The following is a 15,250-nucleotide window of genomic DNA, read 5'->3' on the forward strand; positions in this document are numbered from 1 at the left end:
TGCCTTGGTGAGTTATTTATAGTTTTTTTATATTCGCGCTCTTTTTTAACTTTAAGTTTGATAGGTCATCATTTTGAAGCTCAACTGAATGAAAATTTTTGCCTGTTTTTTATGTTTTTTGACTAATTAAGACTATTTAATCGCGAAAAGTGCATATTTATGGTTAGTAATTTTATTACAGCTTTACAGTTTTAATAATGCACTGTGATTAATATGTTAATTTTTCTAAAAAGGGGATATTTTTCTATAAATTACATTTGATTACAATCTGCATAAGTTTGATTTCAAGTGTGTTTAATTTGTTTTTATATTACCTCAGGCTATTGATATAAATATGTTTTTTTAATTTAACAATGAAACAATCAATAACCTTTGTACCTATTATGGTTATTCTATTTTGTCGTAGTATATAAAGCGCTCTTTCGTTAAGTTTTTGTTCAGTTAAATCAGCCTAAGTTGCCCCCCTGACTCACAATTCTTATAAAAAGTGAGCATTACCAATTAAGGTAAATTTCCAACAAGTAGGGTTTATTCATGAAAAAATCAACTCTTGGTTTAGCTGTAATCGCAGCAATCCCAATGTTCTCAAGTATGCAAGTAGTAGCTGCCGAAGATGGCGCAAAAGCTATTGAAAAAATTCAAGTAACGGGTTCTCGCATTAAGCGTTCTGATATGGAAAACGCTAGTCCAGTTACTTTAATCGGTGCTGATGATATTAAAGCAATGGGTGCTACTAGCATCGATAGTGTATTACAAAAAATGACTGCCACTGGCGGTGCGATGACTAACCCAGGCATCAACAACGGTTCAGGTGGTAATGCGTCAATTGATTTACGTGGTTTAGGTTCACCGCGTACTTTAGTGCTTGTAAATGGCCGTCGCATGATCGCATCGGGCACTGGTGCTGCATCAACTGTTGACCTTAATACGATTCCAGTATCAATGATCAAATCTGTTGAAGTACTAAAAGACGGCGCATCTGCCGTCTATGGTACTGATGCGGTTGCTGGCGTTGTGAATATTATCTTAAAAGATGATTTCGAAGGCCTAGACATGAATGTAAATGCAGCAATCACTGGTGAAGGCGATGCACCTGAAAACTCTATCGATTTTACTGTTGGTACTTCATTCGATAAAGGTAACATTGTAATCGGAATGCAGTATACTGACCGTGGTAAAGCAAAACAGTCTGATCGTGACTTCTCAAGCTGTCCAATTGCTGAAGGTGCGAATGGCTTAAACTGCTATGGTGGTTCGGTTTATTCTGAAGGTGGTCATATTTGGCAAGATAGCGTAATTGGTGATGTGAACTCAGATGGTGAGTCTGTCGATGGTGATGGGAATCCAATTACATCAGGTCTTGCTATTGGTGATAATGGTTTAAGTGGTCAAGGTGGTCTTCACCCATTTACTGATGCAGACCGTTATAACTTTGCCCCAGCTAGCTACCTTTACACGCCAATGGAGCGTTTAAACCTTACGGGTATCGCTACATATGAATTAAATGATGATACTAATCTTTTTACTGAATTTACTTACACTAAACGTTGGTCAGAGCAGCAAATGGCTGCACAGCCAGTATGGTTTGGTTTTGAATACAATGAAGCGATGGGTGATTCACTATTAGGTCAATCGTATAACAGTAAAGTTGACCGTGATGGTGACGGTATCGCAGATCGTGATGCCAATGGTGATTACATCACAGAAAGTGCTAATTACGCTTATGGTGATGATATTTTCTACGGTCGCCGTATGTCGGATACAGGCGCTCGTTACTTTGAACAGACAGTTGACACTGTGCGTGCTGTAATTGGTGCTGAGGGCTTTGTAGGTGATTATTCTTGGGATGTATCTGCTAACTTTGGTCGAAACGACTCAGTAGATAAGCTAAGCAACCTGCACAACATGGGTGCAATTCAAGATCAAATCACTGCGGGTACATTCAACCCACTTGATCAAGCAGCATGGACGACAGAAGACTTCCGTAAAAATGTTTACACTGAAGTAAATAACGGCGGAAGCCAACTATTTATCTTGGCTGCGTCTGTATCTGGGGAAATGTTTGAACTTCCTGCGGGCTATGCGGCCTTTGCAGCCGGTGTTGAACGTCGTCAAGAAAAAGCATGGTACACGCCTGATTCATTGACAGCTCAAGGTTTAGCGAACGATCCTGCAGTTGAGCCAACAGCTGGCGGTTTTGATGTTAGCGAAGCATACGTAGAATTTGCAATTCCATTACTCGCTGATGCTCCATTTGCACAAAATGTAGAGTTAAGTGCTGCACTACGTGCTTTTGATTACAGCACTTTCGGTTCTGATGAAACTTGGAAGCTAGGTTTAACGTGGAAAGCAAATGATGAGCTAATGTTCCGGAGTGTTGTTTCAACTGCATTCCGTGCACCAACAGTTTCTGAACTTTATTCTGGTAACTCACCGTCGTTTGAAAATGTTGATTATCCAGGTGCTCAAACCCAAGCAGAAGTAACTGTAGGTGGTAATGACCAGTTAACACCAGAAGAAGCTGATACATTAACTGCTGGTATCGTATATGAGCCAGAGTGGTTTGAAGGCTTATCAATGACACTAGATTACTATGACATTGAAATTGAAAATGCCATTGTGACAGTTGATAGTCAATACATTGTTGAGCAGTGTGTAAATAATGAACCTAACGCTGATATAGCTTTATGCCAATCAGCTAATGCATCAATTGATGGTACTGGCCGTATAATTTTCAACAACCAGCGTCAAAACATTGGTTCAGAGAAAACATCTGGTTATGATTTAAATCTAGCTTACAGTTTTGAAGCTGCGGGCTTAAACTTTAAAGCAGGTCTTGATACTACATACTTAGAAGAGTATGTAACACAAGTAACAGGCGACCCAACTGATTATACCGGTGTTATTACATCTAGCTCAGGTGGCTATGCTGAAGTTAAGTCAAACTTATCACTTAATGTAGCTGGCGATAACTGGGACGCTCAGTACCAAGCTCGTTATATCTCAGGCATGGATAGCTTTGCATGTATTGGGAAAGAAGATACATGCTATGCACCTACTACGCCTTCAATTGTATATCATGATATTAGTGGCACATACCTTTTAAATGAGACAATTACTCTATCAGCAGGTGTTAATAACTTGTTTGACAAGCAACCTCCTTACTACACAGGAAACAACGACTCAAATACAGACCCGTATACATACGATGTACTTGGCCGTCGTTTCTTCGCAAGTTTAAACTTTAAGCTTTAATAAATATTTAGTATTAAAAGGCTCAGTGTTTACTGGGCCTTTTTTATTGAACAAAATTAAGGAGACACGTACACTTATACCTTCAATAAAAGGAGAATTGTTTGATAAAACAAGACGAAAATTTATCTTTTGTCATTGAACCAGAGCTAAACCCTCGCTCTGAGCAGCGTATTGACCTGTACTTTTCTATTCCCAACGAAATGGGCATTAACGCGCAAACTTTAAGTGAAGAGTCTTACTTTAATAACCATTTTAAATCGCATTTAGCCTATAACGCGAACAACATCCACTTACCGCTAGTACGTAGCCGTTTTGTCAGTAAAAATAAAGGCGAGCAACAAGATTACCGTCAAAACCTTAATCTATTTTGCTACCAAGTTCGCCTAGCCCTCGATGCCGATATTAAAGACGCTTTAAAAATTAAAGAAGTAGACGATTTTTATGCCCGTGCACAAGAGCTATTTGAGCAAAGCGAAGGGCTGTTAAAAAAACTGCGTCGGTATACACCTGATGATGAAAAGTTAGTTCCGTTTTACACCAATGCAGATAACTATTTAAGTTGGCATGTTGAGCAGTCATTTTTAAAACTACTTGATGAAGGCCCGCGAAGTAGTGACTTTGCAAAAGAGCGAAACGACTTACTGCAATTTTGTAAAAACGAAAATACGTACCGTTTTGAGCAAAATTACAACTCAGAAACCACATTGCAAGATGGTAACCGCATAACAAACAAAATGCGTTTATTACAGCGCCTCATTGAGCACGGTGTAATTTTGCACCGCAATACCCGTTACTTAAATAGCTACTTAAAGCGATTAGTTAAAGGCACTGTTACCGCCGTTATAATGGCTTTTGTGATGGTGGTTATACTTAATGCGCGCTCTACATTTACCGAAGTAACAGCCACACTTATATTAATTTTGGGCGTTATTTACGGGTTACGTGAAATATTTAAAGAAGACATTACCCGTGTAATTTGGCGAGCTATTGTGCGCGGTCGCCCTAAATGGCGGTTTGTATTTAAAAATAGTATTACAAAAGATAGGGTCGCGAGTCAGTTTGTTTGGCTTGAATACATGCGTTTTAAAAAAATACCTGATGAAGTGAAGACTATTTTTTCAAAGCGTCGTCAGCAAAATAAATTAGCGGCGCAGTGGCTTCATTTTGCCAGCGAAACGCGTGTTACGGCCAAAGAGTTTTTACCAGGCTACGATACGTTACAACAAAGTATGCGTTTTAACTTAGCGCCGTTTGCACGCTATTTAAAGCGAGGTGAGGGTAAGCTGTATCACCTTGATGGTAATAAAATATCTAAGCAAGCGGTTGAAAGGCGCTATCAGTTAAATTTAGTAATGGTGCTTAACGATGATGAAAAAACCCTTTATCAGCGTTACAAAATTACACTTAACCGCAGTAAAATAGTAAATATTGAACTTATTTATTCTAAAAAATAAAAAGGGATAGCCTAGGCTATCCCTTTTTAAAAACGTAAATACAGGCGTTAGCGTTATTGTGTAATACCGTGCTTTGAGTAAATAGTTACTTTGTCAGAAACCAAAGTAATTTCGATATTTTTAGACTCATCGCCCCATACACAGTTAGTATGCAGCGTTTTTTCTACACAATTATCGGCAGAGCCTAAGATAGCTTCTACCTCAGTTTTGTCCATACCTACTTCAATTTTTTCGTAGTTTTCAAGGCTTACTTTAGAACAAGCAGCCAGGCTAAGTGTTGCTGCTATGATCAGGAATTTTTTCATTGTTATGTCCTATTGATTTAGTGTTTATACTTTCGTATTTGTACAATCATGCCCATACGAGGATGATCAAAGTAATGAATTTCACCGCTTATGACACGTTTAAACTGTGAAAAGCGGGCCGACTCTAAATCCCCATTGGGTAATTTTTCGTTTACATCAAAATCGGCTGTTATATATAAATAATGACGTAAATGTATTTTAAATAAGCCGTCTAGCTCCCAGTAGCTCAACGGCTCTTCTGAGGTATTAAAAAGCTGAGGCTTACTTTCAACTAAGCTTATAAAGTCGGGGTTTGAGTAATTAGGCGCTGTGTTTATGTCGCGCTTTATATGCTCCCCTGAAATTAAATGTACACTTGGCGCGCGCGATTTACTTGCGCCTTCAAAACGCCAGCCGGTATGCAGCAGTGGCGATAAACCCTTTCGGTCAAGTGCTGCGCGCTGAGCGTTAAATTTTAATTGGTCAGGTGAGAGTAAATAGGTCTCATCCATGGTGTCTTGTGCTGGTGCTAATGGCGTAACAGGGAGCTTATCGTAACTTTGTATAAAGTCGATACTGTTGTCACATACGCCCGATTGCGGGTTAGCATTAACTAACGAGTCCGTGAATGAGCGTTTTTGAAAGCGGCTATCACCATCAATACACGCTTGCATAGCTTGCTCGGTATATAACGGAGTTAGCAGCTCTAAGGTATTGTTATCTTCAATAGGCTCATGCTTTAAGCTAAAGTCTTCTTGTAAATAGGGGGCTGGGCGCTGTTTAAATATCAGCACTTCTACTTCAAACCAACGTTCTGCCAATGCAGTGCTACTAAATAAGCAACATAAAACAATAAGCGATTTTTTTAGCAACATTAATGGCTAACCTTTTTTTCGAAATCTGCAATCATTGCAGTGACCATTTTTAAGCGTTCACGAGGGTTTACCTCATTAATTGCAAAGCGCAATTTATTTGCGCCATCCATTTTGTACACATGGGGTGCACTTTGTATCAAGCCTATGATGAAGCTAGGATTAACCTTAGTGGTTTGGCTAAATTCAAAGTAGCCTCCTTTAGGATTTGCCTCTATTTTTGTAATGCCTAAATCGCTGGCGCGCATTTTAAGTTGCTGCATGCTAAATAGGTTTTTAGTGGCATCGGGTAATAAACCAAAACGATCTATTAGCTCTACTTGTAGCTCATCCATATCGGCAAGGTTAGCACAACTTGCTATACGCTTGTACATACCTAAACGTGCATTAACATCGTGTATGTAATCATCAGGCAATAAGGCTGGGAGTTTTAAGTCTACTTCGGTTTGTTGCTGAAGCAGGTTTTCAAGCGTTGGCTCTTTGCCATTTTTAAGCGCATTAACCGCTTGCTCTAGCATTTCCATGTACAAACTAAAACCAATGGTTTGCATTTGCCCTGATTGGTCATCACCTAATAGCTCACCGGCACCACGTATTTCTAAATCGTGGGTCGCAAGGGCAAAGCCTGCACCTAAATCTTCAAGTGATTCTATGGCCTGTAAGCGTTTAGTGGCATCTTTAGAAAGCGCTTTAGCATCGCCGGTTAAAAGGTATGCGTACGCTTGATGGTGGCTACGTCCTACACGCCCACGTAATTGGTGTAACTGTGCAAGGCCAAGTTTATCGGCTCTGTCCATAATAATGGTATTTGCAGTGGGTACATCAATACCGGTTTCAATAATGGTGGTACATACCAGTACGTTGTACTTTTGATGGTAAAAGTCAGTCATTATTTGCTCAAGCTCTTGCTCGCGCATTTGCCCGTGCGCAGAGGTAACACTGGCCTCTGGCACCCATTCGCTAATTTCTTGCGATACGCGCTCAATGGTTTCTACATTGTTATGTAAAAAGTAAACTTGGCCGCCGCGTTTTATTTCACGCAGTATGGCTTCGCGAATTAAATCACTATCTCGTTGGCGTACAAAGGTTTTAACCGCTAAACGCTTAGCCGGTGGGGTAGCAATAATCGATAAATCGCGCATGCCGCTCATGGCCATGTTTAATGTGCGCGGAATAGGCGTAGCGGTAAGCGTTAAAATATCTACATCGGCACGCAGCGACTTTATTTTCTCTTTTTGGCGAACGCCAAAGCGGTGTTCTTCATCAACAATCAGTAAACCTAAATCACTAAATTTAATATCTTGTTGTATGAGTTTATGAGTACCAATGACGATATCGAGCTTACCATCGGCCATTTTTTCTAGGGTGTCTTTTTGCTCTTTAGTTGAGTTAAAGCGCGAAAGCACGCCCACTTCGATAGGGAAATCGGCAAAGCGGTCTTTAAAGTTTTCATAGTGTTGCTGAGCAAGTAGTGTAGTGGGTACTAACACGGCTACTTGTTTATTATCGTTAACCGCTACAAATGCGGCGCGCATGGCAACTTCTGTTTTACCAAAGCCTACATCACCACACACTAAACGGTCCATTGCGAGCTTTGATTGCATATCGCCAAGGACGGCTTCTATTGCATTACGTTGATCGTCGGTTTCTTCAAACGGGAAGCTGTCGCTAAATTGACGGTAGCTTTGGCCATCAAGTGCAAATTTATTACCCGGCTTTGCTTGGCGCTGTGCGTAAATATCTAATAGTTCTGCGGCTACGTCGCGTACTTTTTCGGCGGCGCGTTTTTTAGCTTTTTCCCAGGCGTCTGAACCCAGTTTATGTAGTGGTGCGCTTGCTTCTTCACCGCCAGAATAACGGCTAAGCATGTGCAGCGCCGATACCGGCACATACAGCTTTGCTTCACCTGCGTACGTTATGGTTACAAATTCAGTAATTACACCGGCGGCATCGATTGTTTGTAGCCCTTGGTAACGACCCACGCCGTGATCGAGGTGTACAATTGGCTGGCCTTCTTTAAGCTCGGCTAAGTTACGTATAAGCGCATCTTGGCTGGCTTCGTATTTATGTTTACGGCGCCTGCGCTGCGATACTTTAATGCCAAGCAGTTCTTGCTCAGTAATTATAGACAGGCTCGGCTTACTGCCTAATACCACGCTTTGCTCAAGCGGGCTTACAATTAGACCTACATCGCTTTGGCTTTGGGTAAACTGAGTTAAATTTTCAAACTCTTTAAATTTTAAGCCGCTAGGTTTAAGTACACCTAATAATGATTCGCGTCGGCCATCAGACTCAACACTGAGTAATATGCGGCTTTTTTTCTTTTTTTGCGCTGCAACATATTCTATAAACGCGCCATAGGGTTCGTGTTGTTTATGATCGATTCTTACAGCTGGGAGCTCGTTTACATTTAAGTTTTTATTACCCGCTTTAGTGGGTAATTTAGCTTGCGATAAACGAATACGTGCAAATTCACCTAAATTAGAAAATAGCTCGTTTAAAGGTTGATATAACTCACTAGGCGCTAATAGTGGGCGTAGTGGGTCTACTTTACGGTTTTCGTAGCGTACGTTTACATCGTGCCAAAAGGTATCAGCGGCGTGCTCTAAATCACCTAGCTGCATTACTGTTGTGGTGTTTGGCAAGTAATCAAAAATGGTGGCAAGTCCATCAAAAAACAGCGGCATATAGTATTCAATACCCGCAGGCCACGTGCCTTTACTTACTTGCATGTATACAGAGTCTTGCTCTGAACTTGCGCCAAATTTATCGCGATAATTTATTCTAAAACGCTCAACGTCAGCTTCGTTGGTTGGAAACTCATGCGCAGGAAGTAGCTCAATTTTATCTACTTTTTCATCAGAACGTTGAGTTTCTACATCAAATAAGCGAATTGAGTCGAGCTCATCATCAAAAAAGTCGAGCCTAAATGGGTGTACACTGCCCATTGGGTATAAATCAACAATAGAGCCACGTATGGCGTATTCGCCATGCTCCATTACTTGCTGAACGTTTAAATAACCCGCTTGTTCTAAGTTACTGCGCAAGTTATGGGTGTCTAGCTTATCGCCTACTTTAAAATTAAGGGTAGAGCCGTATATAAACGAAGCAGGGGCTGTACGTAGCATCAATGTTGATACCGGTACAATTAGTACACTTTGTTGCTCGTTTTTTAACGTGTTAAGTGTGGCTAAGCGCGCTGAAATAATATCTTGATGAGGAGAGAAATGGTCGTACGGTAGGGTTTCCCAATCAGGAAAAACCATAACAGGGTTATCGGGTAGTAAGTACTCGAGCTCGGTTTCAAGACGAAGCGCACTTGGCGTATCCGGCGTAACAATGAGCACTAAATCGTTTTGTTGTTTAACACCTTCTGCAATGGCAATACTTAAACCACTACCAGTTAGCTGCCCCCATTGAATTTTATCTTTTTGAGATTTTACCCAAGGCAAGGCTGCCCATTGCTCAAACGCCATTTAGTGCTCCATTTTTTATTGGCGCTTGAGTGCAAGCGCCATAATATTATTTAGTCTCGGTAAATTTTTGTTAAGTCTTGATAATGATCAATTCTACGGTCGCGTAAATACGGCCATATACGTCTTACGTTTTCAGACGCTTTTTGATCAAGTTCTACCACTAAAATTTGCTCATCGGTATTATTGGCCTCTGCGAGCATTTCACCTTGTGGGCCTGCAATAAACGAATTACCCCAAAATTGAATGCCTTCGCTTTGTGCACTTGGGTCACTCTCTAGGCCTACTCGGTTGCAACTAATAACCGGCACGCCATTAGCAACAGCGTGGGCACGTTGACTTATAACCCAAGCATCTTTTTGGCGGGTTTGTTCATCGCTTTCATCACGTGGGTCCCAACCAATAGCGGTTGGGTAAATTAATACCTCAGCACCTGCCATTGCCATTAAGCGTGCAGCCTCTGGAAACCATTGATCCCAACATACTAGTACGCCTAATTTACCTACCGAGGTTTGAATAGGCTCAAAGCCTAAATCGCCTGGGGTAAAGTAAAATTTTTCGTAAAAGCCTGGATCATCAGGAATGTGCATTTTGCGATATTTACCGGCAATAGTGCCGTCTTTTTCAAGCACAACAGCCGTGTTGTGATAAAGCCCGGTGGCGCGCTTTTCAAATAATGAAGCAACAATAACGACACCTAACTCTTTGGCTAATTCACCAAGGGTATTGCTACTTGGGCCAGGTATGGTTTCGGCTAAATCAAATACGTTTACGTCTTCGGTTTGGCAAAAATACAAACTGCGGTGTAGCTCTTGTAAAACTATAAGCTGTGCGCCTTGTTTTGCTGCATCACGAATACCAGCAATAGACTTTGCCATGTTTTGCTCGGCGTTATTGCTGTTAGTTTGTTGTACTAAGGCTACATTTAATTTTGCAGGGCTTGTCATTGTGCTGCTCCAGCTAAAAATCCACGAGGTAATTGCATGGTAATACAATGCAAACTACCAAATTGTTCAATAATGGGTAGGCAGTTAATGCCAATAATTTTGTGCTTTGGGTACGCTTTTTGTATTTGCGCAAGAGCAAGTGCGTCGTTGTCATCATTATACGTTGGTACAAGTACCGCATTGTTTATGATTAGGTAGTTAGCGTACGTGGCCGGTAAGCGCGTGTTTTCATCGTCAAACACAGGTTTTGGCCAAGGCAAAGCAATTAAATTATATGGGGTGTTATTTTGTGTTTTAAAGCTTTGTAGCTGATTTTCCATCGCATTTAATGCGCTGTAGTGCTCATCGGTTTTATCATCACATTGAACATAAACCAGTGTGTTATTAGGCGCAAAGCGTACTAACGTATCTATGTGACTGTCGGTATCGTCACCGGCTAAATAACCATGATCAACCCATAAAAAATCAGTTGCGCCTAAATGCGTTTTTAAAAGTGTTTCAATATCAGTAGGGGATAAATCAGGGTTACGGTTTTTATTAAGTAAACACTCGCTAGTTGTAAGTAAAACGCCGTGTTCGTTAATTTCTATTCCGCCGCCTTCAAGCACTACATCAAGCGCTTGGTAGTGATTAGCTTTATTACCTAGCTCGTTAATCAGTACAGCATTAATTTTGTTATCAAGCGCACTTTCAAACTTATTGCCCCAACCGTTAAATATAAAATCATACACTTTTAATTGGCGGGCATCGCAAGCACTGGCGCAGGTAATAGGGCCATGATCGCGCGCCCATGTATCGTTAGTTGGTGTAACAACACACTCCACTTTGTTTAAATCTACGTTAGCTGTAGTTAATAGCGAGATAATATGACTTTTTAAATCGTCATTATGAGCCACAATAACAAGGTGTTGTACAGCCGTAATATGCGTAGCAAGCTCAACATACACAGGCTCTACGCGTGTGAGTGTGTCGGCCCAATCGGTTTGGTCGTGTGGCCAAGTAAGCATTACAGCGTCTTGCTCGGCCCATTCTGGTAAAAGTCTAAAGTTCATGAAGTTTTGATACAAATTAGGGTGGCGCTAGTTTAGCATTTTACATGGATATGTCAGCTATTTATCACTGCTTGAATCGTCTTCGGTTGGCTCAAGTTCTTGGCGTTTTTTTAGCTGGCGAGTTTGTGCATGTAAGCTGGCGCGTACCACTAACTCTTGGTCTGTGGTTCTAATTGCGGTAAACAAAAGAGTGTATTGATAGTGTTCGCTATCTTGTTTTTCAACGGCGACTACTTCTGTGTAGCAATACACCGCTGAAGCCTCGTGGTGTAAAAACAGCTTAGTTCTAAATGCTTGGCCAATTGCATACACATCTGGCGAGGTAAATCTAATACCGCCACCACCGTAACTATCGCACTGAATGGCGTTATCTTGTGCTTGTTCAGAGGCTAAAATATGGCTCATTATTAAATCAATTTTACGTGATTGCGCTTGTAAAAATGCTGCTAACTCTTGCGCCAAATCGCCTAAGTTGCGCAGTGGCCTCAGAGATGCTTGCTCAAGCTCGCTTACCTCATTGGCAAGTTTAAACAAGGGTGGAATGTCATCTTCAAGAGCGAGTTGAGATTGCGGCACTAACTTATTATCTACAGCAAATAGGTTAACCCGTATGCTCTCATTGATTTGAAAGTATTCTTCAAATTCACTTAATCTTTGACTATTCATAATTATCTCCACGGCGTGTTAACTAAATAGTAGCGCTGTGAAGGGTAAATTGCTAGCAGTTAAAACCGCTAAACACTTTGTTTATAATACTAATTCGTTTATTTAAATAATAGGTATTACGCCAGCCTGCCATGCGCTAATACCTAAAAATAATTAAGTATTAGCGTAAATAAGGATACGTTTTTTAGGGCATAAAAAAGCGGCCAACGTCATCCTGACATTGGCCGCTTGGGTATTGATTAATTAGCGCTGAATGTGCTTATTTAAGTAGAGCGACTAATTCATGTAAATCTTTCACAACATGGTCTGGTTTTTTCGCAAGCGGGTAAAGAGTTTTACCTGGGCGTGCAATAAACGTTGTTTGTAATCCGGCTTCTTTAGCGCCTGCAACGTCCCAACCGTGTGCTGCAACCATCATTGCTTCATTTGCTTTTACATTTAATTTAGTTAACACCCACTCATATGCACGTAAGTCTGGCTTATAAATTTTAATATCTTCAATGCTATAGCGCGCATCAAAGTACGACATTAATCCAGCGCTTTCAAACTGGGCTTTTACACCTTTGTTTGAAGAATTCGTCAGGCTTACTAACTTATAGCCCCGTGCTTTGAGTTTTGCCAGTCCTTCTTTAACATCGCCATGCGGTGGTAGGGTTAAAAGTGGTGTAACAATGGCTGTTTTTGCTTGCTCGCTTGTTATATCAATATTGTTATTTTTAGCGACCATAAGTAACGAAGCAACCCCTATTTGGCCAAAGTCGTGGTAGTTTCCGCTTACTGTATCTACTAGCGAGTGATGCAACATAGTAGAAAACCACAATGGCAATAAATCTTCGCGACCGCCCAATGCTTTACCAATAGAAGTACGCATTGACGTTAAATCAAGAAGTGTTTCGTTTACATCAAAAATAAGTACTTTAGGTTTTACCTGTGAAGGCTTTTCATCAGCATGTGCTAAACCAGAAACTAAGCTGCCACCTACAAGTAGTGAAAGAGTGAACGTTTTTATAGATTTTAAAATAGACATTATTTGTGCTCCGATTCTAGGGCGGCCATTACATCAGCAGGCTCCGCGCGTAGGGTGTAATCTTCATTTAAAAATGCGTAAGTAATAATACCTTCTTGATTAATTACATACGTGGCTGGCAATGGCAGTTTATAACTTTTATCACCATAATAGTGCTCAAAATCAATACCAAATTGCGTATAAAGCGCTTGAATACGCTCATCAAGTGTAAACAGTAAGCCAAATTGATCAGCCACTTTATTACTCACATCTGAGAGTACATCAAATTCAAGCGCATTTTTTTGCGTTGTAGAAAGTGTTTCGTCAGGTAATTGCCCTGATATAGCAATGAGCTGAGCACTTTGTGTTTTAAATTGCGGCAAGTAGTCATTTAGTGCTTTTAGCTCTAAATTACAATATGGACACCATCCGCCGCGGTAAAAACTAATAATTACCGGGCCTTTATTAAGTAAATCAGTAAGCTCAATATTTTCGCCGTTATGGTTACTTAAATTAAAGTTACTTACTTTAACGCCTACTTGTAAGGCGTTATTTTTAATGTGCTGGGCAATCAGCTCTTCATTTGTGGTGTCCATTAAGGCCAAAACATCAGCCGGTAATTTGGCTTCTTTTTGCACGTTATAGGCATCTATCTGTGCTTTTAAACTCATTATTAAACCTCAACTTTATAGGTGTTGTGATTATGAGTGTTCTAGTTATTTAAAAAAACATTGCAAAACTGAAAGCTTCATTCGAAAATATTAAACATTAAAATATATTCTTAAGTTCAGTTATGTATAACCTAAGTGATTTAGAAACCTTTATAGCCGTTGTAGAAAACAAAGGAGTGCTAGCCGCTGCGCGCGAACAGCGCTTGTCGCCTGCAACAGTAAGCCATAGGTTAAGTAAGCTTGAGCGAGAGTTGTCGACCGTTTTAGTGTTTAGAGACAGCAGAAGAGTAAGGTTATCACCAGCAGGGGAGTTGTTTTATAGCCGAGTAGGCGCAATTATTGAGGCTTTACACGACGCCGAACATAGCATAGGCGCACGTAGCTCATCGGTGAGTGGTCTATTGCGCGTGACTATGCCGCCGTGGATTTTTTCAAAGTATGTCATGCCAAAACTCACAGAATTTGAGAGTAAGTACCCAGAGCTTAAGCTTGATTTTTTAATAACCGATCACTTTGTAAATGTTGTTGATGATGCGCAAGATGTCGCAATTAGAGTAGGGCAATTAACCGACTCAGGTTTGCTCTCACGTAAAATAGTAAACAACTCACGTATTTTATGTGCCGCACCTAGTTATATAAAAAAGCATGGAATGCCTACCACCCTAAGTGAGCTGAGTAATCATTATTGGGTGTGTTTACCCTGGCAGCGACAATTAAAGCTGTATGATGAAAATAAAAAAATACAGACCTTTAATGCAAAAACGCGCTTTACTATTTCTAACTCAGATAACATGACCCAAGCAGCATTAGCGGGGCATGGTTTAGCGATTAAATCTAAAATAGCAATTAATGATGAACTTAAAGCGGGTAAGTTAATAGAAGTAATGCCAAATGTTATGGCTCAAAGTGATGCACCAGTATGGTTTTTGCGTGCGCAAAATAGTTTAACAACCCGAAAAACAGACGTATTTTACGAATTCATGAAATCATTATTTTTGAGCTGCGAATAACTTGGTATAACTTTTTTTAAGTGTGAATAATAATACAAAGCCAATAAGCTCTGCCAACATAGCAATGAAAATTGCACTTGCAATAGCCGCAATTATAGAATCTTTTTTGAGTACAATTTGCCCTTCAAAGCGCTGCCATACTTGCTTTTTTATACTGCTAAAGTCACTCGTTAGCGTGTACAAGTAAGGGGCTTTGTTATAAGCATTAACAGCATCTTGCAGCGACTTCTCTCGGTTATTAAGTGTGTTTATATGATTGGCACCTTTACCTACTATACTGTCTCCAATATTTTGATAATGGTTAATAAGCTTGTTTATATCATTATCAAAGTACTGCTTGGCGTCGTTTTTAAATGGCGCTATGGCTTTATTTGCTTCTAATAAATGCGCGTTTAACGCATGCCCGTAATCGCTAACAAAGGCCGGTATTTGTACCCCTAATAGCAAACCTGCAGCAAAAAAACTGAGTCTTATGTAATCTAATAGTTTACTCATGCGATCTCCTGTTTACGCAAAACCCACCTAAACAACGCTAAATTAACATTTGCGCTTGTTTTTAT

At 40.4% G+C, this 15,250-nt stretch carries 12 protein-coding genes; 3 read left to right on the forward strand and 9 right to left on the reverse strand.

Annotated features, from left to right (window positions below):
- Positions 1-534 precede the first annotated feature (534 nt).
- The gene (locus tag PESP_RS06910; protein WP_089347358.1) at positions 535-3,255 is read left to right on the forward strand and encodes a TonB-dependent receptor; all 2,721 of its coding nucleotides are present in this window, start codon (positions 535-537) and stop codon (positions 3,253-3,255) included.
- 101 nt (positions 3,256-3,356) lie between these two features.
- Positions 3,357-4,709: a hypothetical protein gene (locus PESP_RS06915; protein WP_089347359.1), complete on the forward strand. Its 1,353-nt coding sequence runs from the start codon at positions 3,357-3,359 to the stop codon at positions 4,707-4,709.
- A gap of 53 nt (positions 4,710-4,762) precedes the next feature.
- On the opposite strand, the gene PESP_RS06920 is transcribed toward PESP_RS06915, so the two are convergent.
- The 8 genes from PESP_RS06920 to PESP_RS06955 all read right to left on the reverse strand — a co-directional run bounded on the left by PESP_RS06920 (position 4,763) and on the right by PESP_RS06955 (position 13,680).
- Positions 4,763-5,014 carry a DUF3862 domain-containing protein gene (locus PESP_RS06920; protein ID WP_089347360.1) on the reverse strand — a complete coding sequence of 84 codons (252 nt, stop codon included), beginning with the start codon at positions 5,012-5,014 and terminating at the stop codon, positions 4,763-4,765.
- Positions 5,015-5,031: 17 nt separating this feature from the next.
- The gene (locus PESP_RS06925; protein WP_089347361.1) at positions 5,032-5,868 is read right to left on the reverse strand and encodes a peptidoglycan binding protein CsiV; all 837 of its coding nucleotides are present in this window, start codon (positions 5,866-5,868) and stop codon (positions 5,032-5,034) included.
- Positions 5,868-9,341 carry a transcription-repair coupling factor gene (mfd, locus tag PESP_RS06930; protein WP_089347362.1) on the reverse strand — a complete coding sequence of 1,158 codons (3,474 nt, stop codon included), beginning with the start codon at positions 9,339-9,341 and terminating at the stop codon, positions 5,868-5,870. The genes PESP_RS06925 and mfd overlap by 1 nt, the downstream gene beginning before the upstream one ends.
- A 50-nt stretch (positions 9,342-9,391) precedes the next feature.
- Positions 9,392-10,285: a carbon-nitrogen hydrolase gene (locus tag PESP_RS06935; protein ID WP_089347363.1), complete on the reverse strand. Its 894-nt coding sequence runs from the start codon at positions 10,283-10,285 to the stop codon at positions 9,392-9,394.
- Positions 10,282-11,337, reverse strand: coding sequence for an agmatine deiminase family protein (locus PESP_RS06940; RefSeq protein ID WP_089347364.1), 1,056 nt, complete (start codon positions 11,335-11,337; stop codon positions 10,282-10,284). The genes PESP_RS06935 and PESP_RS06940 overlap by 4 nt, the downstream gene beginning before the upstream one ends.
- Positions 11,338-11,394: 57 nt before the next feature.
- A complete protein-coding gene (locus PESP_RS06945; protein WP_089347365.1) occupies positions 11,395-12,003 on the reverse strand; it encodes a PilZ domain-containing protein in 609 nt (202 codons plus the stop codon).
- Positions 12,004-12,262: 259 nt separating this feature from the next.
- Positions 12,263-13,030, reverse strand: coding sequence for a haloacid dehalogenase type II (locus PESP_RS06950; RefSeq protein WP_089347366.1), 768 nt, complete (start codon positions 13,028-13,030; stop codon positions 12,263-12,265).
- Positions 13,030-13,680 (reverse strand): peroxiredoxin-like family protein, encoded by a 651-nt coding sequence (locus PESP_RS06955; RefSeq protein ID WP_089347367.1) that lies wholly within the window; start codon positions 13,678-13,680, stop codon positions 13,030-13,032. The genes PESP_RS06950 and PESP_RS06955 overlap by 1 nt, the downstream gene beginning before the upstream one ends.
- Before the next feature lie 122 nt (positions 13,681-13,802).
- Between PESP_RS06955 and PESP_RS06960 the strand changes: the two genes are divergently transcribed.
- On the forward strand, positions 13,803-14,690 hold the full coding sequence (locus PESP_RS06960; RefSeq protein WP_089347368.1) for a LysR family transcriptional regulator: 888 nt from the start codon (positions 13,803-13,805) through the stop codon (positions 14,688-14,690).
- Here PESP_RS06960 and PESP_RS06965 read toward each other — a convergent pair.
- Complete coding sequence (locus tag PESP_RS06965) at positions 14,670-15,185, reverse strand: DUF2937 family protein (protein ID WP_089347369.1); 516 nt, start codon at positions 15,183-15,185, stop codon at positions 14,670-14,672. The two genes, PESP_RS06960 and PESP_RS06965, sit on opposite strands and share 21 nt — an antisense overlap.
- Between the last annotated feature and the right edge of the window lie 65 nt (positions 15,186-15,250).

It is taken from the genome of Pseudoalteromonas espejiana DSM 9414, from assembly GCF_002221525.1.
GTDB classification, from domain to species: Bacteria; Pseudomonadota; Gammaproteobacteria; order Enterobacterales; family Alteromonadaceae; genus Pseudoalteromonas; species Pseudoalteromonas espejiana.

Bases quoted from the DNA above. Each gene is read 5' to 3' on its own strand.
- PESP_RS06925 (WP_089347361.1), bottom strand. From the start codon at position 5,868: ATGTTGCTAAAAAAATCGCTTATTGTTTTATGTTGCTTATTTAGTAGC.
- PESP_RS06920 (WP_089347360.1), bottom strand. From the start codon at position 5,014: ATGAAAAAATTCCTGATCATAGCAGCAACACTTAGCCTGGCTGCTTGT.
- PESP_RS06955 (WP_089347367.1), bottom strand. From the start codon at position 13,680: ATGAGTTTAAAAGCACAGATAGATGCCTATAACGTGCAAAAAGAAGCC.
- PESP_RS06965 (WP_089347369.1), bottom strand. From the start codon at position 15,185: ATGAGTAAACTATTAGATTACATAAGACTCAGTTTTTTTGCTGCAGGT.
- PESP_RS06950 (WP_089347366.1), bottom strand. From the start codon at position 13,030: ATGTCTATTTTAAAATCTATAAAAACGTTCACTCTTTCACTACTTGTA.
- PESP_RS06945 (WP_089347365.1), bottom strand. From the start codon at position 12,003: ATGAATAGTCAAAGATTAAGTGAATTTGAAGAATACTTTCAAATCAAT.
- PESP_RS06935 (WP_089347363.1), bottom strand. From the start codon at position 10,285: ATGACAAGCCCTGCAAAATTAAATGTAGCCTTAGTACAACAAACTAAC.
- PESP_RS06960 (WP_089347368.1), top strand. From the start codon at position 13,803: ATGTATAACCTAAGTGATTTAGAAACCTTTATAGCCGTTGTAGAAAAC.
- mfd (WP_089347362.1), bottom strand. From the start codon at position 9,341: ATGGCGTTTGAGCAATGGGCAGCCTTGCCTTGGGTAAAATCTCAAAAA.
- PESP_RS06940 (WP_089347364.1), bottom strand. From the start codon at position 11,337: ATGAACTTTAGACTTTTACCAGAATGGGCCGAGCAAGACGCTGTAATG.
- PESP_RS06910 (WP_089347358.1), top strand. From the start codon at position 535: ATGAAAAAATCAACTCTTGGTTTAGCTGTAATCGCAGCAATCCCAATG.